The 23410-nt window shown below is 70.1% G+C and carries 15 protein-coding genes and 1 pseudogene; 14 read left to right on the top strand and 2 right to left on the bottom strand.

The features are described 5' to 3' along the window. The first annotated feature begins 135 nt into the window (after positions 1 to 135). The 11 genes from HUA75_RS18300 (at position 136) to HUA75_RS18250 (ending at position 16559) form a co-directional block, all read left to right on the top strand. A complete protein-coding gene (locus HUA75_RS18300) occupies positions 136 to 480 on the top strand; it encodes a hypothetical protein (RefSeq protein WP_217440163.1) in 345 nt (114 codons plus the stop codon). Between the two features lie 139 nt (positions 481 to 619). Then, positions 620 to 3121 carry a serine/threonine-protein kinase gene (locus HUA75_RS18295; RefSeq protein WP_174487142.1) on the top strand — a complete coding sequence of 834 codons (2502 nt, stop codon included), beginning with the start codon at positions 620 to 622 and terminating at the stop codon, positions 3119 to 3121. A 20-nt stretch (positions 3122 to 3141) separates the two neighbouring features. Then, a complete protein-coding gene (locus tag HUA75_RS46785) occupies positions 3142 to 5916 on the top strand; it encodes a protein kinase (protein ID WP_254627633.1) in 2775 nt (924 codons plus the stop codon). A 284-nt stretch (positions 5917 to 6200) separates the two neighbouring features. Beyond that, positions 6201 to 6725 carry a MerR family transcriptional regulator gene (locus HUA75_RS18285; RefSeq protein WP_141643792.1) on the top strand — a complete coding sequence of 175 codons (525 nt, stop codon included), beginning with the start codon at positions 6201 to 6203 and terminating at the stop codon, positions 6723 to 6725. A 55-nt stretch (positions 6726 to 6780) separates the two neighbouring features. Further along, positions 6781 to 7272 (top strand): sigma factor-like helix-turn-helix DNA-binding protein, encoded by a 492-nt coding sequence (locus HUA75_RS18280; protein WP_141322767.1) that lies wholly within the window; start codon positions 6781 to 6783, stop codon positions 7270 to 7272. 104 nt (positions 7273 to 7376) lie between these two features. Continuing rightward, positions 7377 to 8921 carry a bifunctional phosphoribosylaminoimidazolecarboxamide formyltransferase/IMP cyclohydrolase gene (gene purH / locus HUA75_RS18275; protein ID WP_174487141.1) on the top strand — a complete coding sequence of 515 codons (1545 nt, stop codon included), beginning with the start codon at positions 7377 to 7379 and terminating at the stop codon, positions 8919 to 8921. Positions 8922 to 8924: 3 nt separating this feature from the next. Continuing rightward, positions 8925 to 11786 carry a tetratricopeptide repeat protein gene (locus HUA75_RS18270; RefSeq protein WP_174487140.1) on the top strand — a complete coding sequence of 954 codons (2862 nt, stop codon included), beginning with the start codon at positions 8925 to 8927 and terminating at the stop codon, positions 11784 to 11786. 1 nt (position 11787) lies between these two features. Then, positions 11788 to 13053: a phosphoribosylamine--glycine ligase gene (purD, locus tag HUA75_RS18265; RefSeq protein ID WP_174487139.1), complete on the top strand. Its 1266-nt coding sequence runs from the start codon at positions 11788 to 11790 to the stop codon at positions 13051 to 13053. Then, positions 13050 to 14156, top strand: coding sequence for an LPS export ABC transporter permease LptF (gene lptF / locus HUA75_RS18260; RefSeq protein ID WP_174487138.1), 1107 nt, complete (start codon positions 13050 to 13052; stop codon positions 14154 to 14156). Before purD ends, lptF begins: the two co-directional genes overlap by 4 nt. After that, positions 14153 to 15271, top strand: a complete 1119-nt coding sequence (locus tag HUA75_RS18255; RefSeq protein ID WP_141643798.1) for an LptF/LptG family permease — start codon at positions 14153 to 14155, stop codon at positions 15269 to 15271. The genes lptF and HUA75_RS18255 overlap by 4 nt, the downstream gene beginning before the upstream one ends. Before the next feature lie 13 nt (positions 15272 to 15284). Next, positions 15285 to 16559, top strand: coding sequence for an O-antigen ligase family protein (locus tag HUA75_RS18250; protein WP_174487137.1), 1275 nt, complete (start codon positions 15285 to 15287; stop codon positions 16557 to 16559). 27 nt (positions 16560 to 16586) lie between these two features. Here the strand turns inward: HUA75_RS18250 and HUA75_RS18245 are convergent, their stop codons facing one another. Continuing rightward, positions 16587 to 17702 carry a glycosyltransferase family 1 protein gene (locus HUA75_RS18245; protein WP_174487136.1) on the bottom strand — a complete coding sequence of 372 codons (1116 nt, stop codon included), beginning with the start codon at positions 17700 to 17702 and terminating at the stop codon, positions 16587 to 16589. A gap of 84 nt (positions 17703 to 17786) precedes the next feature. Here HUA75_RS18245 and HUA75_RS18240 point away from each other — a divergent pair, with 84 nt between their 5' ends. Together HUA75_RS18240 and HUA75_RS18235 are read left to right on the top strand one after the other, a co-directional pair. Next, positions 17787 to 18929: a glycosyltransferase gene (locus HUA75_RS18240; protein ID WP_174487135.1), complete on the top strand. Its 1143-nt coding sequence runs from the start codon at positions 17787 to 17789 to the stop codon at positions 18927 to 18929. 218 nt (positions 18930 to 19147) lie between these two features. Continuing rightward, positions 19148 to 20542 (top strand): undecaprenyl-phosphate glucose phosphotransferase, encoded by a 1395-nt coding sequence (locus HUA75_RS18235; RefSeq protein WP_141643802.1) that lies wholly within the window; start codon positions 19148 to 19150, stop codon positions 20540 to 20542. A gap of 94 nt (positions 20543 to 20636) precedes the next feature. Here the strand turns inward: HUA75_RS18235 and HUA75_RS18230 are convergent, their stop codons facing one another. Beyond that, entirely contained in the window at positions 20637 to 22571 is a 1935-nt protein-coding gene (locus tag HUA75_RS18230; protein ID WP_174487134.1) for a serine protease, read from the bottom strand. A gap of 334 nt (positions 22572 to 22905) precedes the next feature. On the opposite strand from HUA75_RS18230, the pseudogene HUA75_RS47940 reads away from it, so the two are divergent. Further along, positions 22906 to 23277: pseudogene (locus HUA75_RS47940) on the top strand (hypothetical protein); the annotation flags it as partial. Positions 23278 to 23410: the final 133 nt, after the last annotated feature.

The following is a 23410-nucleotide window of genomic DNA, read 5'->3' as shown; positions in this document are numbered from 1 at the left end:
CCGGCCCTCGACGTTCATGTCGGTCCCGGGTGCTACAGGTCTGCTTCCGCCTGTGCGGATGACCAGAAAATTGGAGGGCTCCTCACGGTGTGTACCCTGAGGTCGTACCCGCGCCCGCCGAGGAGGCACCCGGTGATGTCCCCAGACTCCGAAAACACGAAGACGACGAGCGCGGGTCGCGCTTCCCCGGCGCGCGCCCCGGGCCTGCGGGTCATCCAGGGTGAGGGCCGCCGACAGCAAGAGCCGCTCGCTTCCCGGGACGCCGTGGCCCGCGCGCTGATGGAGGCCGGCGCGGACATGCTGCTCCGCCGGATTACTCCGGCTCGAGCCCAGGAAATCGAGCGTAAGGTGGACCGGGTCCTGGACCTGTTCGACCGGGTGGACGCGGCGCCGGTGCTGATGCCGGTGCTCAAGCGGCACCTGGACGAGTTGGAGGCGCTGATGCGGGAGTCGCGCGAGGTCCGTGCCGCTCGGAGGTAATCGCGGCGCCGTCGGTTCCGCCGTGCCTACAAGGGTTTGACCCCCCTGTCCTGTGCGCTTACGCTCCGGGCTTCGCCGCGCCCGGATCCCGGAAGGCCACGGGCCGTGGGTTTTCCCCGTGGGGTGCGGTCAGGTCGCCGTGACCATTGAAACGTATGGCAGGTACCAGCTCCTGAAGCGACTCGCCATGGGCGGGATGGCGCAGCTGTATCTCGCGCGCCAGCCAGGTCCGGAGGGCTTCGAGAAGCTGGTGGTGGTGAAGCGAATTCTTCCGCACCTCGCGGAGAACGACGACTTCGTCAAGATGTTCCTGGACGAGGCGCGAATCGCCGCGCGGCTCAATCACGCCAACGTCGTGCAGATTTTCGACCTGGGCGCGCAGGACGACTCGTTCTTCATCGCCATGGAGTACATCCATGGCGAGGACATGCGGCGGGTGTGGAAGCAGTCGGAGGCCGTGGGGCAGCCGATACCGGTGCCGCTGGTGTGCCGCATCCTCATCGAGGCGTGCTCGGGCCTGGACTACGCGCACAAGCGCACGGACCCGACGTCGGGCCGGCCGCTGGACATCGTCCACCGCGACGTGTCCCCGCAGAACATCCTCGTCACGTTCGAAGGCGGCGTGAAGGTGGTGGACTTCGGCATCGCCAAGGCGGCGGACCAGGCCACCGTCACGCGCTCGGGCGTGCTGAAGGGGAAGTATTCGTACATGTCGCCGGAGCAGGCGGCGGGGCAGCGCGTGGATTGTCGCTCGGACATCTTCGCGCTGGGCGTGGTGCTGTACGAGCTGCTCACGAGTACGCGCCTGTTCAAGCGCCCCAGTGACATCCAGACGCTGGCCGCCGTGGCCGAGTGCAAGGTGGCGCCGCCGTCGCAGGTGACGCCGCGCGTGCCGCAAGATCTGGACGCCATCGTCCTCAAGGCGCTCGCGAAGGACCCGGCGGAGCGCTACCAGGAAGCGGTCCACCTGCAGCTGGCGCTGGAGGACTGGCTGACGGAGCGTCGGTTGCCGTCGTCGACGGCCCATGTCGGCGCGTACATGAAGGAGATCTACGCGGAGCGGCTGGCGTCGGAGGCGCGCTCGGGCGAGCTGTTGATGGAGGACTCGGATCCGGCGTCGGGCTCCGGGCGTCAGGACGCGAGCTCGCGGCGTTCGGGGCTGCGGCCCGCGCTGTCTCGCGCCAGTGTGGCGCCGGAGGGGGAGACGGCGGCGCTGCGGCCTCGTGGAACGGGGAGGACGGGGCGCATCGAGCTGGAGTCGCCCAGCTCCCGGATGACCGGGCAGCGCCGCGCGGTGGAGTCGGCACCCCCGGACAGGACCTCGCGTTCGGGCCTGGGCGCGGTGCCGGCGGTCCATCGGGTGGAAGAGGACGCGCCGACGATGGATGGCCGCGCCGCCGCGCGCGCGACGCTGACGGACGTGAAGGCCGCCACCGAGCCGAAGCCCGTCGAGGGGCGTGCCGCTTCGCGCGTGTCGAACCCGCAGGCGCGGGAGCAGGAGTCGCAGGGGGCGGAGGGGCGCGCCGTCACGCGGCCCATGCCCGCCGTCGTGCATCACGTGGAGGAGGACGCGCCGACGCTGGCCATGCCGGAGATGGCGGGACCGCTGCCCCGGCCGTCACGATTGGCGCTGCCGCTGCCTCGGGGCGCCGCGGCCCTGGACGCGCTGGAGGAGCAGGAGGAGGACGCGCCCACGCTGTCGCTGGGGATGTCTCGGCCCGGGCGCAAGAAGGCCGCGGCGGGGCGTCAGGCGGAGACGCCGCCCCCGGCCTCGCGGCTGGGGTGGTGGATTCCCACGGTGGGGTTGGGGCTGGTGGTCCTGGTGCTGCTGTGGGGCTGGCTGAAGCCGGGGCCCGCCGCGCAGGCGCCCGCGCGCGTCGAGTCCGTGCCCACGGGGGCGCGGGTCATGTTCGACGGGCAGGAGCTGGCGGAGCGCACGCCGGTGACGCTGCCCGCGATGCCCGAGGGGCGTTATTCGCTCGTGCTGTCGCGCGAGGGCTACCAGGAGCTGCGGACGGAGCTGGAGGTCCAGGCCACGGGGCCGGTGCCGCTGGGCGTGCTGCGGCTGGTGCCGGTGGTGCAGCAGGCGCATGTGCCGGAGACGCCGCCCGTGGCCGTGGAGAACGCGCCGCCGGCCCAGGAGCCCGCGGCCGTGGTGAAGGTGCGGCTGCGGGTGGAGGCGCAGCCCGCGCAGGCCGTCGTCATCGTGGATGGGCGGCCGCAGGGCGCGGCGCCGGTGATGCTGGAGGCCGCGCCGGGTGTCGCGCTGGCAGTCCGGGTCGAGGCCGCGAAGCATCAGCCGAGTGAGCGCACGGTGACGGTGGGCTCGGGGCCGGAGCAGGTGGAGCGCTTCACGCTGCATCCGGAGGCTCGGGTGGCGCCTCCCGTGACGCCGCCGCGTCCTCCGAGGCAGGAGTCGCGGGCGGAGACGCGCACGGCCAAGGTCCGCTTCGCGGTGCGGCCGTGGGCGGAGGTGACGTGCGGAGGGAAGAAGCTGGGGGAGACGCCGTTCGAGGCGGTGGAGCTGCGCGTCGGCACCTATGACTGCAAATTCTTCAACCCCGACCTCAAGAAGACGCTCAGTCGACGTATCGAGGTGAAGGCCATCGACCTCAACGTGGTGAGTGTGAAGTTCGAATAGCGCATGTTCCGGAAGCCCTCTTGACGCTCGTCGCCGGCATGCAGATCGGCAAGTACGTCGTCCGCCGCAAGCTCGCGGAGGGCGGGATGGCGGAGATCTACCTGTGCACCGCGCGGGGCGCGGAGGGTTTCGAGAAGGAAGTCGTCATCAAGCGGGTGCGTGCCTTCCTCGCCAGCGACCCGGAGTTCGTGGGGATGTTCATCGCGGAGGCCCGGCTGGCCTCGCGGCTGAACCACGAGAACGTGGTGCAGATCTTCGACTTCGACAAGCACGAGGACACGTACTACCTGGCCATGGAGTACGTGCGTGGCTGCTCCTTGTGGGAGCTGCGGCGGCGGTCCAAGGAGATGATGGACCCGGTGCCTCCGATGCTGGTGGCGCACATTGGCGCGGAGGTGGCTCGGGGGCTGCACTACGCGCATCGGCTGAAGGTGAACGGGCAGCCGCTCGACCTGGTGCACCGGGACGTCACGCCGCACAACGTGCTGCTGTCATACGACGGCGCGGTGAAGCTGACGGACTTCGGCATCGCGAAGGCCGGCAAGAAGCTGACGCAGCCCGGAGTGCTCAAGGGCAAGTTCGCGTACATGTCCCCGGAGCAGGCGCGAGGGGAGGCGGTGGACTCCCGCACGGACCTCTTCGCGCTGGGCGTGGTGCTGTGGGAGATGCTGACGGGCGGGCGGTTGTTCGACGGGGACTCGGAGCTGGCGGTGCTGCGCGCGGTGCAGCACAGCGCCATTGCTCCGCCGGCCCGGCTCAACCCGGAGGTGCCTCCGGAGCTGGACGCGGTGGTGATGCGCGCGCTGGAGCGCGACCCGTCCGCGCGCTTCCAGACGGCGGGTGAGCTGGAGCGTGCCCTGGCCCAGTGCGTGTTGAAGCACGCGACGTCGGTGGACGACACGGACCTGGGCGCCTTCCTGCGGCGCCTGTTCCCCGGGAGCCTCACGCAGGCGATGCCCACGGTGCAGGAGCGCACGCACGTGGTCCAGGGGACGCCGGTTCCCGACGACGATGATGACGATGTGCCAGCGCCGCGCAGGGAACCCACGGCGGTGATGGCGGCGGGACGCGTGGGTGTGGCGGTGCCGTCCTCGCCCGATGAGGACGTGGATGCGTCCACGTTCGTGCTTCCTCGTCGGAGTGAGGACGTGGAGGCGCTGTCCGTGCCGCTGCCGCCCATGGCCACGCCGATGATGCCGCTGCCCGCGGTGGCTTCGTCACCCGTGCCTCGCGCGAACGCGCCATTGCCGCCGCTGGCCGCGCCCATCGCCACGGTGCGCCCGAGCCGTCCCGAGGGGACGCCCGCCGTGGCTTCGTCGGAAGAGGGCGCCGGTGGAGATCCGCGCTCCGACGTCACGCCGGCGCCCACGAAGACGCCGAGCCGTTCGAGTGGGCTGTCGCCCGTGGCGAGTGGTTCTCAGGGGGAAGGGCTTCACCCCGACAACACATCGGCACCCACGAAGGCGCCGAGCCGTTCGGGCGAGCTGGCGTCCGTGGCGATGAACTCATCGGGCACTGGCGATGGGCTTCGCGCCGAGAGCACGTCGGTGCCCACGAAGACACCGAGCCGTTCGGGTGGGCTGGCGCCGGTCGCCACGCAGGCACCCGCCGATGCGTCTCCGCGAGGCGCCGAGTCGGAGCGCTCCTCGCTGCGTGGCGACGAGGAGGCGCGCGGCGACGTCGAGCCCTCCGGACAAAACTCCGAGTCGGGGCAGGCCGTGCGGCCCTCGCGTGATGCCGACGCGATGAGCCCGGCGAAGCAGGGGAGTATCGGGGCTTCGTGGGAAGACTCCGAGGAAGACGGAACCTGGGAGGAGGATCTCCCGGCGAATGCTAGCGAGCGGGACTCCTCCGATGCGCTGACGCCCGCCTCGGAGATGGCCCTCCCGTCGAACTCCGGGCGTGCCGATGTCGTGTCTGCGTCCGTGGCTCCTGAGCTGTCGACCGCCTCTCACGAACAGCGCGACTCCAAGGAACGCGGTGCCGGGGCAACCTCCAGTGGGCACGCGTCGAGCGCACCTTCGACCGGAGCGCCCGTGCTGGATGCGCGAGAGAGGGGGCCTCAGTCCCTCTCCGGCAGCGAGGTCCCCACCGTCACCGATACCTCACCGGGAAGGCCGAAGCCCTCGGTGTGGCTCCGGCCTCGTCGCATGTTGGGTCTCACCATGAGCCTGGGGTTGCTGCTCATCGTGGGGGCCGGGGTGATGAATGGCCTCCGAGGAGACCCGTCGACGGAGACGGCCACCACTGGCAACGGCCCCTTGGCCGCCGCTCCGAAGGACGGCACGCCCACCGGAGCCACCCCACCGGCGCCCACCGATAGCGCGCCTCCTGGGGGCGATCCTGGCGGAAGTGTCGTGAAGGAGACGAACGGCCCGGTGCCCGCCGTGACGCCGTCCCAGGCCGAGCCGGGCTCCGTCGCGTCAGGCACCACTCCGCCCGCCGCGAGCCCCGAGCCAGTGCCCTCCGAGTCGGATGCGGAAGTGGAAGGCCTGAAGCGAGAGGCCGTTCTTGGTACCGGCTCGAAGGCCGTCGACCCGGAGGTCCGCTCGGAATCCACGCCGCGAGCCGCGCCCAGCGCGACGGGCCTGCTCCAACTCCGGGCAACCCCGTACGCGACGGTGTTCCTGGATGGGCGACGCCTGGGCGAAGTCTCGGGACGCGCCTCCTACAAGCTGGCCCCCGGCACGTACACGCTGCTGTTCAAGCACCCCTTGGGCGAGAAGCGCTTCGACGTCACCATCACCGCCGGCGCCACGGTGACGCGCGAGTTCCGCTCGCCGCGCGGCCGCTGAGTCCGCGCCACCTCGGCGCATCCCGCATCCCCCTGTCGACCCCGCGCTGACGCGTGCGTGCCCAACGGGCGCCGTCGTCTCGCCCGCGGTTCGTGCTGTTCGAGGCGCTCCGGGTCTCCATCTACCCCCGTCGTGACACCGCGCCGTGACGCGCGGATGTGTCCTCGCGCCCTCTTTCTCGAAACGTGAACCGGCCGACACCGCAACGGACCTGTAGCGGTCTGCCTTGACACCGAAGGCCTGTTTCTGGCACTCAGTATCCTCCTCTGAGTAGCTTATATTCAATGGAACCGATGGACCTGCTGGCTCCCGACGAGATTGCTCGGATTGAGCGCGACAACGCGGGAGGACTTCCCGCGAGCGCGATTCTGGAAATCTTTCGTCCGAGGGGCGTGCGTCTGTCGGAAGCGACCTTCCGCAAGTACGTCCAGGCGGGGTTGCTACCGAGGAGCCGTCGGGTGGGGCGGAAGGGCAAGCACCAGGGGAGCCTGGGGCTCTATCCGGTGGAAGCGGTGCGCCGCATCAACGTCATCAAGAAGATGATGGCGGAGGGGCACACCCTCGAGGACATCAAGAAGTCCTTCGTGTTCCACAGCAACCACATCGACCAGGTGGAGCGGGACCTCGGCGGTCTATTGGATGGGCTGCGGGACGAGTTGGGAGAGCGAGCCTTCGGGGGAGAGCACCGACGTTCGCTCGAGGCGGAGTTGGCAACGCTGCGGCAAAGAGCGCAGGATCTGGTCCGGGACGTGGCCCGGCTGGGCAGCGCAGTCACCGCACGCGAAGACGAAACGATGAGTTCGCAATAAGATGCCGGCCCTGGAGCCGGTGGACCCGGTTAGACTGGCCTCACGTGGAGGGGACATGTCGGAAGTGAAGCAAGTGGAGGAGGGCGGAGACCAGGCGCAAGAGGACCTGGCGCAGGAGCGCCGACGGTCCAAGACGATGTCGCGCAAGGAGATGGCGCGTGATTTGCGCCGTCGACGTCTCACGGGTCAGGTGGACCCGGAAGAAGCGGACCTGCTCAAGCAGATGGACGACACGCGTCCGCGCACCCGCGCCGACTGCGTCAACGGTCCGCGCCCGTGCATGTTCGTTTCCTGCAAGCACAACCTCTATCTGGATGTGAATCCGGAGACGGGGTCCATCAAGCTCAACTTCCCGGACAAGGAAATCTGGGAGCTGGAGCACACCTGTGCCCTGGACGTGGCGGAGAAGGGCGGCATCACGCTCGAGGAGGTGGGGGAAATCATGAACCTCACCCGTGAGCGCATCCGCCAGGTGGAGACGCGCGGGCTGATGAAGCTGCGCGAGGCCACCGAGGCCGAGCCTCCTGTCTCGGCCCGCAAGCCTTGAAGTGACCGGCGGCTTGCTGCCGCCGACGTAGCGCCGACGTGTTGCGTTGACACCCCAGGGGGTGGTTGCTACTACCGCCGCTCCCCGCACACCGAGGCGCACACGTGCTGGCTCTCCTCAGCGTTTCCGATAAGCGAGGTCTGGTTCCCTTCGCCCAGGGGCTGGTTGGCCTGGGCTACCGTCTGCTGTCGACGGGTGGCACGTTGGAGGCGCTCAAGGGCGCCGGTATCGCCGCCACGCAGGTGTCCGAGCACACACACAGTCCGGAGATTCTCGGCGGACGTGTGAAGACGCTCCACCCGCGCATCCACGGCGGCATCCTCGGTCGGCTGGAGCTGGAGGCGGACCGCGAGGAGATGAAGGCTCACGGCATCGAGCCCATCTCCCTGGTCGCCGTGAACCTCTATCCGTTCCGCCAGACGGTGGCGTCGGGCGCGGCCGAAGCGGAGGTCATCGAGCAGATTGATATCGGCGGGCCCGCGATGGTGCGCGCCTCCGCGAAGAACTTCCGTCACGTGGCCATCGTCGTGGACCCGGACGACTACCCCGCGGTGCTCGCGGAGCTGGAGCAGCAGAAGTCGGTGGGCGAGGCGACGCGCCGCAAGCTGATGCGCAAGGCGTTCGCGCACACGGCGGCCTACGACGCCTCCATCTCCGCGTGGTTGTCCGCCGAGGCGGGCGAGCCGTTCCCCGGAGAGCTGTCGCTGTCGTTCCGCAAGGCGCAGGACCTGCGCTACGGGGAGAACCCGCACCAGCGCGGCGCCTTCTACCGCGAGCACTCGGCGCCCTCGGAGCCGACGGTGGGCTTCGCCCGGGTGCTGCAGGGCAAGGAGCTTTCGTACAACAACATCCTGGACCTGGATGCCGCGCTGGGACTGGTGCTCGAGTTCCCCGAGCACCCCGCCGCCGTCATCATCAAGCACAACACGCCGTGTGGCGTGGCGGTGGATGACTCGCTGGTGAAGGCGTACCGCACGGCGCGGGCGGTGGATGAGATCTCCGCCTTCGGTGGCATCGTCGCGTTCAACCGCGAGGTGGACGAGGCCACGGCCCAGGCCATGGCGGAGACGTTCCTGGAGGCGGTCATCGCGCCCTCCTACTCGCAGGCGGCGCTCCAGGTGCTCGCGGCGAAGAAGAACCTGCGGCTCCTGGAGGCGGGGGCGGCGCTGGCTTCGCCGACCGCCCGGCCGAGGGCTCAGCTCGATGGCCGGAGCGTGTCCGGAGGGCTGCTCCTCATGGACCGGGACGCGGTGGAACCGGAATTGAGCTGGAAGGTGGTGTCCAAGCGGGCACCCACACCGGACGAGGAGCGGGCCCTTCGGTTCGCCTGGAAGGTCTGCAAGCACGTCAAGAGCAACGCCATCGTCTTCGCCTCTGGCAGCCAGCTGTTGGCCCAGGGCGGCGGACAGACGAATCGAGTGGATTCGGTCCGAATCGCGATGCAGCGCGGCGGACAGGCCCTCCAGGGGGCCGCCGTGGCCTCGGATGCCTTCTTCCCCTTCCGGGACGGCCTGGACGAGGCGGCCAGGGCGGGGGCGACGTGCGTCATCCAGCCAGGCGGCTCTGTTCGGGATGCGGAGGTCATTTCGGCCGCCGACGAACATGGGATGGCCATGGTGGTGACCGGAGTGCGACACTTCCGGCACTGACTCATGCGCATCGTCTGCCAGAAATGCGCGGCTGCCTATGCCATCGATGATCGACTGATCACGGCGAAGGGTGTCCGCGCGCAGTGTCCCCGTTGCCGGAACTTGCAGCTCGTCCGGCGCGATCCTTCGGCCGTGCCCTCAGGGGACGTGCCGGCCGCACCGCCGCGTCCCTCGGCGCCCACCCCTGCGTCGTCCGCGCCCCCTCCGGCGGATGACCTGTTTGGCGACTTCGGCAATCCGCCCGCCGCCGTGGAGCCACCCGCCCCACAGGCCCGGCCCGCGAAAGCCGCGGCGCCGGAAGCGGACCTGTTCGCGGACTTCGGCGCGCTGCCTGCGCCGTCTCCCGCGACGGCGCCCCCCGTGGATCCCTTCGCGGCCCTGGGGCCGGCTCCCGAGTCGTCGGGTGGAGGGGATCCGCTGCTCGACTTCCTCGGGCCCGCACCCACGGCTCCGCCCGCGCCCGTCGCGCGCATCTCGTCGGAGCCCGGCGCGGTGCCGGTCTCCGTGGCACCGCCGGCAGCCGCGGCGCCGCAGCGCACGGCGGCGGCTCCGGTCGCGGCCGCCGCGCCCAAGCCCGCGACCATGGGCTGCCGCACGTGCAACAAACCGCTGCTGGATCCGTTCGACCAGGCGCTCGGCATCTGCGACGACTGTCGACAGCGTGAGCCCGCGGGAGGGGCGCCCAAGGCGGCGGCCCCGGTGCCCGTCGCCGCGCCCGGGACGGCGGACTTCCTGCCTCCGCTCACCGCGCCGGAGGAGGGTGGAGCCGATTCGCTGGAGCTGATGCCCCGGGAGGGCTCGCGTGCTGCGTCCGGTGTGCCTTCGCTGGGCTCCGAGCCCCGCAGCAATCCCCGCGCGGCGTCGGGTGCGGCCCGGAGTCAGTCCAACGTTCGCTCCGGCTCCGCGGAAATGCCGGGCTCGCGTGGCTCCTCCGGTGGAGGACGCTGGGCGCTCGTCGGTGGACTGACGCTGCTCGTCGTCGGCACGGGCGTGGGCGGCTACTTCTTCGTGCAGCACCAGGAGCAGGAGCGTCGTCGGACGGAGTCTCCTCCCGTGGCGGTGATTCCCGAGGCCGTGAAGGCGGTGCTGCCCCGGTGGAAGCTGAAGTACCTGATGTTGGAAGGCACGAGCGCGGAGCGGCTCGCGGAGGGGCAGCAGCAACTCGCCCGCGACGAGCGCTCCTCCTACTCGGAGGCCGAGGAGTCCTTCCAGCAGGCCCTGCTCCTGGATCCTCGCAGCGACGCGGCCATCGCGGGCTACGTCCAGGCGCTGGCGCTGGGGCGAGGCGCCGGGCTGGATGAGTCCACCTTCTCGGAGGCGAGCGCGCTCATCGAGGCGTCGGAGTCGCGCGCGGGGCGCACCCCGCTGCTGCTGCTGGCGCACGCCAACCTGCTCCTGACGCGCTCCCGACAGTCCGAGCCGCTCGATAGGGCGAAGGCCCTGGCGAACGAGTTGCTGGTGCAGGCGCAGGCGACGAACGAGCAGAAGGCCGAAGCCAACCTGGTGCTGGGCCGGGCGTACCTGTCGACGTCGGGCGGACTGGCACGCAAGCACTTCGACTCCGCGCAGCAACTGGCGCCGGAGTTCAAGCGCATCCAGTACTACCGCGCGCTCGCGCACGAGTCGGACGGTGAGTATTCGCTCGCGCTGGAGACGCTGCGCAAGCGCCTGACGGTGGACCCGAGGGACTGGGACAGCCTGGCGGCGACCTCGCGCATCTATCAGGAGGTGGGTGAGGTGGGCGAGGCGCGCCGGCTGTACGAGGCGCGCGTGAAGGCCGACCCCGGTGAGCTGCGCGCCCTGCTGCCGCTCGCGGTGCTGCGCTACCAGATGGAAGGCAATCCCGCGACGGGTGTGCGCGAGTTGCGCGCGCTGCTGAAGAGCCGCGACAGCCACGGTGGCCGCGACGTGGCGGAGGTGCTCGTCCATCTGGCCGCCGCGGAGCGCGCGGCGGGCAACAGCGAGGCGGGAGTGAAGTCCGCCGAGGAGGCGCTCGGGTTGGTGAAGGAGCTGCCCGAGGCGCACCTGCAGGTCTTCCTCGTCGCCCTGGAACAGCGCGACGCGGCGAGGGCTCGCAAGCACCTGGACGGCATCAAGGGACGGCTGGAAGACCGCGCGCTGGAGCTGGTGCTGGAAGGCCGGCTGTTGCTGCTGGAGAAGAAGCCCGCGGAGGCGCTGGAGCGCTTTCAGGATGCACTGACTCGGGATGAGCGTCGGCTGGACGCGCAGCTGCTGGCGGGCGTGGCGGCGGCGGGCGCGAAGCGGCGCGAGGACGCGTTCCGGGCGCTGAACCTGGCGCTGCGCGCGGACCCGCTGCGGCTGGAGCCCAGGCCCGTGGCGACGCGCTTCTGGATGCGGCCCTCGGAGACGGTGAGGGGCGTGGAGGACGTCATCCTCTCGCTGGCGGAGAACGCCGAGGACCCGGGGCCGTATCTCTACGAGGGCCTGCTGCGCTTCCACCAGGGAGACCTGGACGCGGCGGACCGGCACTTCCGCGACGTGCTGGAGTCGGACGCGAACAACGCGGGCGCGCTGTCGTACCGGGCGCTCATCGCGCTGCGGCGGGGGAACCTGGCGGAGGCGCGAGCGCTGTCGACGCGCGCGGTGTCCGCGGGGCGGCAGCTGCCGGTGGCGCATCTGGCGCAGGGGCTGGTGCTGGCGGAGAGCCGTCAGGTGGAACCGGCGAAGCGCTCGTTGCGCGAGGCGTTGGGGCTGTCTCCCACGTTGCTGTCGGCCAAGGCGCGGCTCGCGGAGCTGGAAGCGGCGCAGCGGCGTGATGACGCGCGAACTCAGTTGGTGAAGGTGGTGGGGTTGGACCCCGCGTACCTCCCGGCCAAGCGGATGCTCTACCTGTTGGAACGGTGAGGTGGATGTGAAGGTCCTGTTGCTGGGTTCCGGAGGCCGTGAGCACGCGCTGGCGTGGAAGCTCTCCCAGAGTCCTCGGCTCACGCGGTTGTGGTGTGCCCCCGGCAACCCGGGCACGGCGAAGCTTGCGACCAACGTGCCCGTGAAGGCGGATGCGCCGGACGAGGTGGTCGCGCTCGCCCGCCGGGAGTCGGTGGACCTGGTGGTGGTGGGACCGGAGGCGCCGCTGGTGGCCGGCGTGGCGGACGCGCTGGCGAAGGCGGGCATCCCCTGCTTCGGGCCCGTGGCGGGCGCGGCGCTCATCGAGGGCTCCAAGGCCTTCGCCAAGGAAATCATGGCCGAGGCGGGAGTCCCCACCGCGGCCTTCCGCACCTTCACGGACGCCGTCGAGGCGGAGGCCTACGCGGTGGCGCAAGGCCGCATCGTCGTGAAGGCGGACGGGCTGGCGGCGGGCAAGGGGGTCATCGTCGCGCACGACGTGGACTCCGCGCGAGAGGCGGTGCGCGCGGTGGCGGCCCTGGGCACGTCGGGGCAGCGCATGGTGCTGGAGGAACTGCTCGAGGGCGAGGAGGTCTCCGCCATGGCGCTGTGTGACGGCGAGCGCTACGTCATGCTGCCCCTGTCGCAGGACCACAAGCGCGTGGGCGATGGCGACACCGGCCCCAACACCGGCGGCATGGGGGCCTACAGCCCGGCGCCGTTCCTCGACGCGGAGCAGCTGGCCGAGGTCGGGGAGAGCGTCATCGCTCCGACGCTGGCGGTGCTGCGCCGGCGCGGGCTGCCCTTCAAGGGGGTGCTGTACGCGGGGCTGATGCTCACGCGCAACGGACCCAAGGTGCTGGAGTTCAACGCGCGCTTCGGGGACCCCGAGACGCAGGTGTTGATGATGCAATTGGGTGAAGACCTGCTGCCGCTGGTGGACGCGTGCGCACGTGGACAGCTGCAGGCGCGCCCGTTGGTGGCGGCGCCTGGCGCGTCGGTGGGCGTGGTGATGGCGGCGGAGGGCTACCCGGAGGCGCCTCGCAAGGGGCAGCGCATCGAAGGGCTGGACGCGGTCCCCGAGGACGCCACGGTGTTCGTCGCGGGCGCGGAGATGCGGGACGGCATGCTGGTGACGAGCGGCGGACGGGTGCTGACGGTGTGCGCGCGCGGCGATGACCTGGCGCGAGCGCGAGAGCGGGCCTACGCGGCGGTGGCGGCGGTGCGCTTCGAGGGCATGCACTTTCGTCATGACATCGGCGTGAAGGGGCTGAAGGCGGCACCGTGACGCGCCTCTCCCGCTATCTCCTCCAGGAGCTGCTGGTCCCGCTCGGCGTGTGGGTGGCCTTCATGTTCCTGCTGCTGTTCGTGATGCAGTTCCTGCGGGGCACGGACGTGCTGCTGGGCTCGTCGGTGACGATTACGGACCTGGGCCGGCTGGTGGCCTACTACACGCCGCACTTCCTGATGTCGGCGCTGCCCATCGCCTTCCTGCTGGCCATCCTGCTGGGGATGGGGCGACTGGGGGAGGACCGCGAGTTGACTGCGCTCCAGGCGCTGGGCGTGAGCCCCACGCGCCTGCTGTTCGCGCCGATGGGCGTGGCGGTGGCGGTCAGCGTGCTGATGCTGCTCATCACCTCCACCGCGCAGCCGTGGGGGCTCACGCGTGTGAGGGAGCTGGTGAGCGAGGTCATCCGGAAGAACGCGGTGGGCGACGTGAAGTCCGGCACCTTCTACGAGGACCTGAGCGACCTGACGCTGTACGCGGAGCAGGTGTCGTCCTCGGAGGGCAAGTGGACCAACGTGTTGCTGCACGATGAGCGAGAGCCGAACTCGCCCTTGCTGGTGCTGGCACACCGAGGACAGGTGGGGACGTCCAGCGGTGGCGAGGTGCTCAGCTTCGCCTTGGAGGACGGCGAGGTGCACCGCTCTGGCCGTGCCAGCGAGGACTACAGCGTCATCCACTTCGACCGGGCGGAGATCCGCGTGGGCGTGGGCGCGTCCATGGGCAAGGGGGGCCGCTTGACCTACTCGAAAGAAGAGCTGACGCCGTCGGAGTTGATCCAGGCCGCGAGCGAGACGAGCGAAGAGAAGGCGCGCGGCTTCAGGATGGCGCTGCACAGTCGCCTCGGGGGCGCGCTGGCGCCCATTGCCTTCGCTCTATTGGGCACACCGCTGGCCATTGGTCGGCGACAGGCGGGCCGGGCGTGGGGCTATCTCCTGACGATGGGGGGCTACGTCCTCTACTACCTGCTGAGCCGGGTCTTCGAGCAGTTGGGTCAGCAGGGGAAACTGCCGGCGGCGCTCGCGGGGCAACTGGCCAACGTCATCTTCATGCTGGTGGGGGCGATGGCTCTCTACCGGGTGAGCCGCTCAGGGACGGTTCGGTGAGACTGACTCTCTTCGGATACGTGCTTCGGACGTACGTTCGCTTCGCGCTGGGAATCCTCGGTGGGCTGGTGCTCGTCTTCGTGGTCGTGGACTTCGTGGATCGCGCGAAGACGTACACGGGGCCGGGTTGGGCGACGGACGCGGCGAAGCTCTACGGGTACAAGGCGCTGATGGCAGTGCAGTTGCTCGGTCCAGCGGCGTTGCTGCTGGCCGCGGGCACCACGGTGTCGGCTCTGCGCAAGCAAGGCGAGGTGACGGCCATCCGGGCGCTGACCTTCGGGCCCACGGCGCTGTACGCACCGGTGTTGGCCTTTGGATTGCTGGCGTGTTCGGGCTTGATTGCCTTCGATGAGGTCGTGGCGACGCACTCGGGGCGCCGCGTTGACGAAATCACCACCCAGCGCTTCAACCGCAGCAGGAGTGACTGGACTTTCTACTACACGCCGAAGCAGTGGTTCCGACGAGGCGACCACATCTTCTTCCTCCGCGCGGGCAGCGCGCAGGAGGGCTTCCAGGACGTGTCCATCTTCACGCTGTCGCGGGAGTTCAAGCTGCAGCGTCGGCTGGACGCGGCGCGGATGGAGTGGCTGGACGGGACGCGCTGGCGGCTGACGGGGGTGGTGGAGCGCGCCTTTACCGGCGAGAAGCACACGTCGGTGAAGAGCATGGAGAGCGCCGAATACGAGCTGGGCATCGCCGCCTCGGCCCTGCGCATTCAGCCAGGGCGTCCGGAGCAGATGCGGGTACGGGTGCTACGAGAGCAGATTGTCGCCCGTCGTGAAGCGGGGCTCGCGACGAAGCAGTTCGAACTCGCGCTGCACAACCGCTTCGCCTATCCGCTGGCGGCACTTCCCGCGGCGCTGCTGGGGGTGGGACTGGCGCTGCGCACGAATCGCCGAGGGCACCTCACCGCCGCCATCGTCGAGGGCCTGCTCGTCGCGGTGGCGATGTGGGGCCTGATGATGGTGTGCCGCACGATGGTGCTCACCGAGCGGTTGACGCCGCTGGTGGCCGCGTGGACCCCCCCCGTCCTGCTCGTGCTGGCGGCCGGGGCGCTGTGGCTGCGACGCGAGGGCTTTCTTCACATGCCCCGCCGTTGGCTCGCGGTGAGGTAGCGTGAGTCCATCCATGGACCTTCTCGCCCAGCCCCGGCTGGACACATTCCTTCGTCGCGCCGTGGCTGGAGTGCTGCTCGCCTGGGCGGTGGGCCTGGTGCTGGCGGAGGTCGTTCTTCAAGTGGCCGCGTCCGCGGCGGTGCTGCTGGCGCTGGTGCTGGCCGCGCGGCGCCACTTGAAGCTCGCCCCCGACGTGCGCGCCTATGTGCTGGCCAGCGTGGCGCTGTGCGCGTGGCAGGTGGTGTCTCCCGGGCTGGCGCTGCTGACGGGCGCGGCGAGTGGGTGGCCGCGAAGCTCGCGCTATGGACAGGTGCTGGACTCGGTGGCGGGCGCGGCCGTGGCGTGCGTGGGCACGGTGGGCGTGCCGTGGCTGGCGCTCGCGGGCACGGTGGCGGCGGGGTGGTTGTTCGCCGCGGCGCTGGGCATGTTCCAGAACCGGGTGCGCTGGCCCTGGGAGCCCTTCGCGTTTCTCAAGCTGAACCCGGGCCGGCTTCACGAGAACTTCGGCACGGAGACGTCTCCGCGCTACGCGGCCGGGGGCATCTTCTTCCACCGGCTGCGCTTCGCCCATGGCGCGATTGCCGCGCTGGGCCCCGCGCTGGCGATACTGGGCAGCTCCGAGGTTGCGCGGCGGCGGGTGCTGGCGGGCGCGGTGGTGCTCGGCATGCTGGTGTCCATCTACAACGCCTTCGCTCGCGCGGCGCTGGGCGCGGCGTTGCTGGTCAGCGTGGTGGCGCTGCTGTTGTTGGTCAGCGGAGTCGCACGCAAGGCGGGCCTGGGGCTCATCGTGGTGCTGGTGGTGGTCGTCCTGGCCTCACCCGCCTGGCGCGCCCGCATGGAGAAGGCCGTGGGCAACATCTACGGCGGTGAGCGTGAGCTGGCCATGACGGTGGGCTGGGGCCTGGTGCGCGAGCACCCGCTGGTGGGCGTGGGCTTCGGCAACCACAAGTCCGCGGTGCTCGCGCGGCAGGGGGAGTCGGGAATCACGGACCTGCTGGCCACCGACTCGCACAACCTCTGGCTGACGGTGTGGGCCGAGACGGGACTGGTGGGCCTCCTGCTGACGCTGGCCATGCACGGCTTGCTGGGGCTGGCGCTCATCCGTCGCTATCGCGCGGGCTCGCTGGCCGCCACGGGCGCGCTCCTGTCCTTCGTGGGTTTCCACATCCTCGCGCTGGTGCACTACCTGCCATTCCACTCCAGCGTGCACCTCTCCTTCGCACTCGTCTGGGGCCTGGGGCTGTGCGAGGGCAGTGACGTGCTGCGCGCGCGTCCGGCGTCCCGCTAGCTGTCGCGGGCTCGGACCCCGCCTCCGTCAACGAGGAGAAGGCGGGTGGCTTTCGAGCACGCGCCGGTACACGGCGACCGTCTTGCGCGCGCACTCGTCCCAGGTGAAGCGCGCGGCGCGCTCGCGGCCCAGGTCCGTCAACTCCGTGCGCAGGGCCTCGTCCCGAAGCACGCGCAGCGTCGCCTCGCGCCAGGCGACCGGGTCCTCCGGGGAGAGCCGCAGCGCGGCGCCGCCCACGACCTCCGGGAGCGCCGTCGCGTCGGAGGCGAGCACCGGACAGCCCGTCGCCATCGCTTCCAGCGCGGGCAGTCCGAAGCCCTCGTACTTCGATGGCAGCAGCAGCGCCGCCGCCGCGCCATAGAAGAGCGGCATCTCCGATTCGGGCAGCTCCTCCAGGTCAATCACGTTCTCGTACAGCCCCAGCTCGTGCGCCACCGCGCCCTTGCCCGCGAGCAGGACGATGGGCACCGGCAGGTCCGCCGCGAAGTGCTTCAAGAGCGCCAGGTTCTTGAAGGGCTTCGCGTTGCCCACCGCCGCCACGTAGCGCGCGGGCAGCTCGTTGCGCTCCCTGAACTCGCGGGCCTCCGCCGCGGAGGGAGGCTGGAAGCGCGCGTCCACGCCATTGGGAATCACCTGCAACCGGTAGGGCGACAGCTTGAGGTGCCGCGCCAGCTCCTCGCGCGAGAACTCGGACACCGTCACCAGGGCGGCGGCCCGCTTCGCGCGAGGCCCCACCACCACGCGGTAGTACAAGCTCTGCGCCGGCGAATACTGATGGGCCAGCGCCACGTGGTTGGCGTCGTGCAGCGTGGCCACCAGCGGGCCGCTCCAGAACAGGGGCAGGGCGAACGACGTGGCGTGGAAGACGTCGGGCGACAGCCGGGCCAGGTCCGCCGCCAGCGCGGGCTGTTCCAAGGGGGACAGGAACCCCGCGAACGAGCGATGCATGGGCACGCGCGGCGCGAGTGCTCCCAGGTCCGAGGGCAGGCCCTCGGGGGGCACCAGCGCGGTGAAGCGCAGGTCCGGGGCAAGCGAGGGGACGCGCCGCGCCAGCTCGAGCGCATAGCGGGCAATCCCGTGCAGCCGGCCGCGCACCATGCGCAGGTCGAGGAGGACATGAGCCACGTGCTTGGCGTACCACACGCGCGGCCCTCATGGGGGGCGGGCAGGCGCCCGCTTCGCGTTGCTGTCGGCACGCGGCACGCCCGGTGCTAGAAGGCCCGCATCGTGAAGGTCGCCCTGGTCCACGACTGGCTCGTCACCCACCGCGGGGGGGAGCGTGTGCTTGATGCGCTCTGCGAAGTGCTGCCCGACGCGGATATCTACACCCTCATCCACCGGCCCGGCAGCCAGTCCCCGGCCATTGAAGGCCGCCGCATCTTCACGTCCTTCCTCCAGCGGATTCCGGGCATCCACGAGCGCTACCGGCACTTCCTGCCCCTGATGCCCCGGGCCATCGAATCGCTGCGCCTCCAGGACGACTACGACGTCGTCCTCTCCTCCAGCCACTGCGTCGCCAAGGGGCTGCGCGTGCCGCCGGGGCTGCCGCACCTGAGCTACGTGCACGCGCCCATGCGGTACATGTGGGACTTGTTCGACGACTACTTTGGCCCGGGGCGCACCCGCCTGCCGGTGCGCGTGGCGGCCCATGCCGTGCGTCCCTGGCTCCAGCGGTGGGATCGCGCCTCGGCCGAGCGCGTGGACCACTTCGTCGCCAACAGCCACCACGTCGCCGGCAAGCTCCAGCGCTTCTGGGGGCGCGGCGCCACCGTGGTCCATCCTCCCGTGGACCTGGAGCGCTTCACCCGGCTTCCCCTGGAGGGCGGCGGCCAGGGTGGCTACTTCCTGTGGCTCGGCGCCTTCGCGCCCTACAAGCGGCTGGACATCGCGCTGGAGGCCTTCCGCGCGCTGGGCGCTCCGCTGTGGGTTGTCGGCACCGGGCAGGAGGCCTCGCGCCTGGGGGCGACGGCGTCGTCGCCGCACATCCGCTTCCTCGGCAACGTCTCCGACGACGCGCTGCCGTCTCTGTACCGGGATGCTCGCGCGCTCATCTTCACGCCCGAGGAGGACTTCGGCATCACCCCGCTGGAGGCCCAGGCCACCGGTCGTCCCGTCATCGCTTTCGGCAAGGGCGGGGCGCTGGAGACGGTGAACAGCCGCACGGGACTCTTCTTCTCCGAGCAGACACCCGCCTCGCTCGCGGACGCCGTGCGGCGCTTCGAGACGTGGGAGGTCGGCTTCCGCGCGGAGGATGCCCGCTCACAGGCCGAGCGCTTTGGGCGTGCTGTCTTCCAGCGCGCCATGTTGTCCGAGGTGGAGTCCGTCCTCAGGGTGTCGAGGAAATCCCCACGTCGCGTGGCGGCGGTGTGACGCCGCTGTCATCCCAGGCTCCGTCTTTCATCAGCGAGTCGTGTCCACCTCTTGTCACTGTCCACCCGGGGCAGGGGTAACTCGTTGGTTTCACGGGATTTTCCGTGCTACGACGCCAGCCTGTCAGAGGGAGTCGGGCAGGGCACGTGCTCGTTGTACCGGGGTGCGAGTCTTGCAAAGGGGTGGCGCCCCGTTGACCAGGTTACAGGAGTCCAGGCGTGTTCAGTCGTCTCCAGCGCTTCTACACGTCCATCAAGGTTGTCGCGGACATGGTGATGCTCGCGGTGGCGTTCGCCTTGGCGTACGCCACGCGGTTCTCCGGCATCGTCCCCGTCACGGAAGGAATCCCACCCTGGGAGGATTCGCTCGTCTCGCTGCTGATGGTGCTCGTCATCTTCCCGGCGGCCTTCAAGCAGTCGAGGCTCTACGCGACGAACCGCTCCCGGACGAACACGGGTGAGGTGTTCGAGGTCTTCAAGTCCACCATCACCGCGACGCTCATTCTGGTGGCCGCGACGTACTTCGCGCGGGAGCGTTACTCGCGCCTGACGCTGGTCATCTTCGTCGTCTACGCCTTCGTGCTGGTGACGTGCATCCGGCTGGCGTTCCGCTACGTGTTGAGCGAGGTGCGTCGCCGGGGCCACAACCTCAAGTCCATCCTCGTCATCGGCGCGGGGGAGCTGGGCCAGCGTGTCGTGGAGACGGTGGAAGGTCACCGCGAGCTGGGCTTCCGCGTGACGGGCCTTTTGTCGCTGCGGCCGGAGAAGGTGGGCCAATACGTCAACGGGGTGCGCATCATCGGCCACGTGGACGACGTGGAGCGCGTGCTGGATGCGCAGCCGGTGGACCAGGTCATCCTCGCGCTGCCCCTGGAGGACCAGGCGCACGTGAAGCGGCTGATGGAGCAACTGGCGCTGCGCACCGTGGACGTCAGGGTGGTGCCGGACCTCTACCAGTACATCACCCTGTACGGCGGGCTGGAGGAGTTCGGCGGCCTGCCCATCATCCGGCTCCAGGGTGACCCGATGGAGGGCTGGAGCCGCGTCTCCAAGCGCGCCTTCGACATCCTCTTCTCGCTGCTGGCCATCCTCGTCACCGCGCCGCTCATGGCGGCCACCGCGCTGGCGGTGCGGCTGACCAGCCGCGGTCCCATGCTCTACCGCCAGGAGCGCATGGGGATGGATGGCCGCACCTTCCACATCCTCAAGTTCCGCACCATGCGCGTGGACGCGGAGCATTCCGGGGCGATGATGGCGGCCAAGGACGACCCGCGCCGCACCGTCATCGGCACCGTCCTGCGCAAGTACTCCCTGGATGAGCTGCCACAGTTCTTCAACGTGCTGACGGGGGACATGAGCCTGGTCGGCCCGCGCCCCGAGCGCCCCGTCTTCATCGAGGAGTTCAAGCGGCAGATTCCGCGCTACCACCTGCGGCACAAGGTGAAGGCGGGCATCACCGGCTGGGCGCAGATCAACGGCCTGCGCGGTCAGACGTGCATCGAGAAGCGCATCGAGTACGACCTGTACTACATCGAGAACTGGTCGCTCTTGATGGACCTGAAGATTCTCGTGCGCACCGCGCTGGGCGGCTTCCTCTCGAAGAACGCCTACTGAGCAGGCAGGCGTGCCCAGGCCACGGAAATCCGTGGCCCGGGCCCCGCGTCGGACACGGATTTCCGTGAGCGCGACGCGCGGTGGACGGCGGTCGCTACTGGATGTTCCAGACCACGGTGCCGCTGCACGTCGTATTGCTGTAGCAGCCGGCGCGAATCTGGAGCGTGCCGGACGTGGTGGCGGTGAAGCTCAAGCTGGAGCCTCGGCCGCCGCACGCGTCGTCATTGGCCGCGGACTGGGTGGCGCCGCTGAAGAGGCGCAGGTACGTGTCCCCGGTGAAGGACGCGCCCGTCGCTCCGCAGGTGGCCACGGTGAGGATCTGGCCGGCGGTGACGGTGAGGTCGCGGTTGGTGGTCGCCTGCTGGGCGCTGTTGGTGTTGCTCCCGCTGAAGGCGAACGAGCCGGACGTGGCCGGCGGGGGATTGCCCCCGGAAATCTCCCAGACGACGGTGCCGCCACAGCTTCCGGTTGAATAGCAGCCGGCGCGCACCTCGTACTCGCCCGCGGTGGTGGCGGTGAAGGTGATGCTGGAGCCCCGGCCGCCGCACGCGTCGTCGTTGGTGGCGACGGAAGTGCCCGCGGGGTTGAAGAGCCGCATGTACGTGTCACCCGTGGTCTTCGCGCCCGTCAGCCCACAGGTGGCCACGGTGAGCTGCTGGCCGGCGGTGAGGGCCAGCTTCTTGTTGGTGGTGTTCTGCTGCGCGTTGTTGGTGTTGGTGGCCGTGTACGTGAAGGAGTTGGCCGGCGGAGGCGGCTCCTCCGGGGGCGGCTCGCCGTTGCCGTTGGGGTCCGGGCAGCCGGCGGTGGGCAGCGCGCACTGGGGGAGGTTTGCGCCCAGGTGGCTGACGACGGCCTGGATGGGCACGCCCCGGTTGGGGCAGTTCGCGCAGTGGTGCAGGGAGACGACCAGGTGGTCCGAGTAGCCCACCACGGGCGAGCCGGACGAGCCTCCCTGCGTGTCCGCGAAGTAGCCCACGTCATTGGGGCCGCCGGATTGGCAGGACGCCTCGTTCAGGCTGTAGACCTCCGCGAAGCCAGACTCGTCGGTGGAGTCCGTGGAGGTGACGGCGATCTTCTTGCCGTACCCCGCCGGGTGCTGGGGAATGTAGATGCGCTCGTTCACCACCGCGCCCGCGCCGCGCATCTGGAGGTAGCCGAAGCTGTTGGTGGGATTCACCGCGAGCCGCACCAGCGCGTAGTCGCGAGGCGCGTCCGCCTGCACCAGCGTGCCGCCGGAGATGACGTGGCCCGGACAGCCGAACCAGCTCCCGCAGCTCGTCGCACAGGTGGCGCCCTCGGCCATGAACTCGAAGTCGGTGTTCTGCGCATCGCTGGCGGTGCCGATGCAGTGCTGGTTCGTGAGGATGTGGCCCTGGCTGCCCACGAGCCAGCCGGTGCAGGCGCTGGAGCCACCGATGAGCAGGCGCGCCACGGGACGGGCGCGGCCATAGAGGGTCGGCTCGCTGGTGGCGTAGCAGGGAGCCCACCCCGAGTCGTCCACGCCGCACAGGGCCTTGTTCAGCTCGGACGTGAAGCCCTGCTCCGCGTTGGTGTAGCCGCGCGCGAAGCGGTCGATGGAGTAGCCGTGCTGGTTGAGGATGCCTCGGCGCCCTGGGGAGTCGGTGCCGTGCAGCTCGACGATGGCGGTGTCGCCGGGGATGTGCATGGCCCAGAAGCCGTCGCGCGCCCCCGGGTGCGAGCCGTCATACCGCCGCGAGCGCGTGCCGTCCGGCGAACGCACCACGACGAAGTCTCCCTCCTCCAGCTCCAGCCGCTCGAAGTGCGCGGCGATGTACGCGGCCCCCGGGTGGGTGATGACGTCGGTGTGCAGCGGACCGCTCTGCCTGCGCAGCTCCGCGGTGGCGTAGGGATGTGCCGACTCGAAGCGTCGGTACACGTCCTCGCCGACCTTCGTGGCGCGCTGGGAAGCGGGGGAGGCCGCCGCCTTGCACACGGGGGCCGAGGCCAGCGCGGCCGGCGCGCTGAGTGTCAGCGCGGCGACGAGACCTGCGAGCTGGATTCGTTTCATCTGCTCTCCTGTGGGGATGGGACTTCGCAGCTCAGGCTGCACAACCGGTTATAGCGGTTATCACTGACAGAGCCGCCTCCCTGTTGATGATTGAGTTGCAAGAGCAGGAGGATGTGTGGGGCCGGTGGCGTTTGTGCGGGGGAAGGGTTCTGGATGCAGAAAGGACACCGCCTCGCGGGGAGGGCGGTCGGCGGAGCCCCGTCTGATTTCACACGGAGCGCGATTGTTGCGGCCGGGTTGTGTGCGAGGTGCCGGGGTGGCGGGTCGAAATGACGCGGGGAGGGGCGGGGAGCCGGCCCCGAGGGGAGGCGAAGCCGTCTAGACTCCGAAGGGCATGGCGGAAAAGCTCGGAGCGATCCTGGTCCGTAAGGGCCTCCTCACGCAGGCGCAGCTCGACGAGGCCCTGAAGGCCCAGCTCATCTACGGTGGGCGGTTGGGGTCCATCCTCATCGAGCTGGACTTGCTGGACATCGACACGGTGGCGATGGTCCTGGGGGAGCAGACGCGCTACCCGGTGGCCCAGGAGGCCGACTTCGAGGTCGTCACCGACGCGACGTTGAGGTTGCTGCCGGCGGCGCTGGCGGAGAAGCACCTGGCCTTCCCACTGGCCCAGGAAGGGCGCCGGTTGAAGGTGGCGATGGCGAGCCCCTTTGAAATCCAGCACACGGACGCGCTCGGGTTCATCACGGGCCTGCGAATCCTTCCGCACATCACTCCGGAACTGCGGCTGTTCCACTACCAGGCGCAGCGTTACGGCATCCGTCGCGAGTCGCGCTCCATGAGCATGGCCACGGCGCGGCGCGCGGTGCAGCCTCGGGGCGCGGTGGCACCGGGGCGGG

The sequence above is a fragment of the Myxococcus sp. CA040A genome, from assembly GCF_013336725.1.
GTDB lineage: Bacteria > Myxococcota > Myxococcia > Myxococcales > Myxococcaceae > Myxococcus > Myxococcus llanfairpwllgwyngyllgogerychwyrndrobwllllantysiliogogogochensis.
This window is presented reverse-complemented; position numbering and strand designations above follow the sequence as displayed.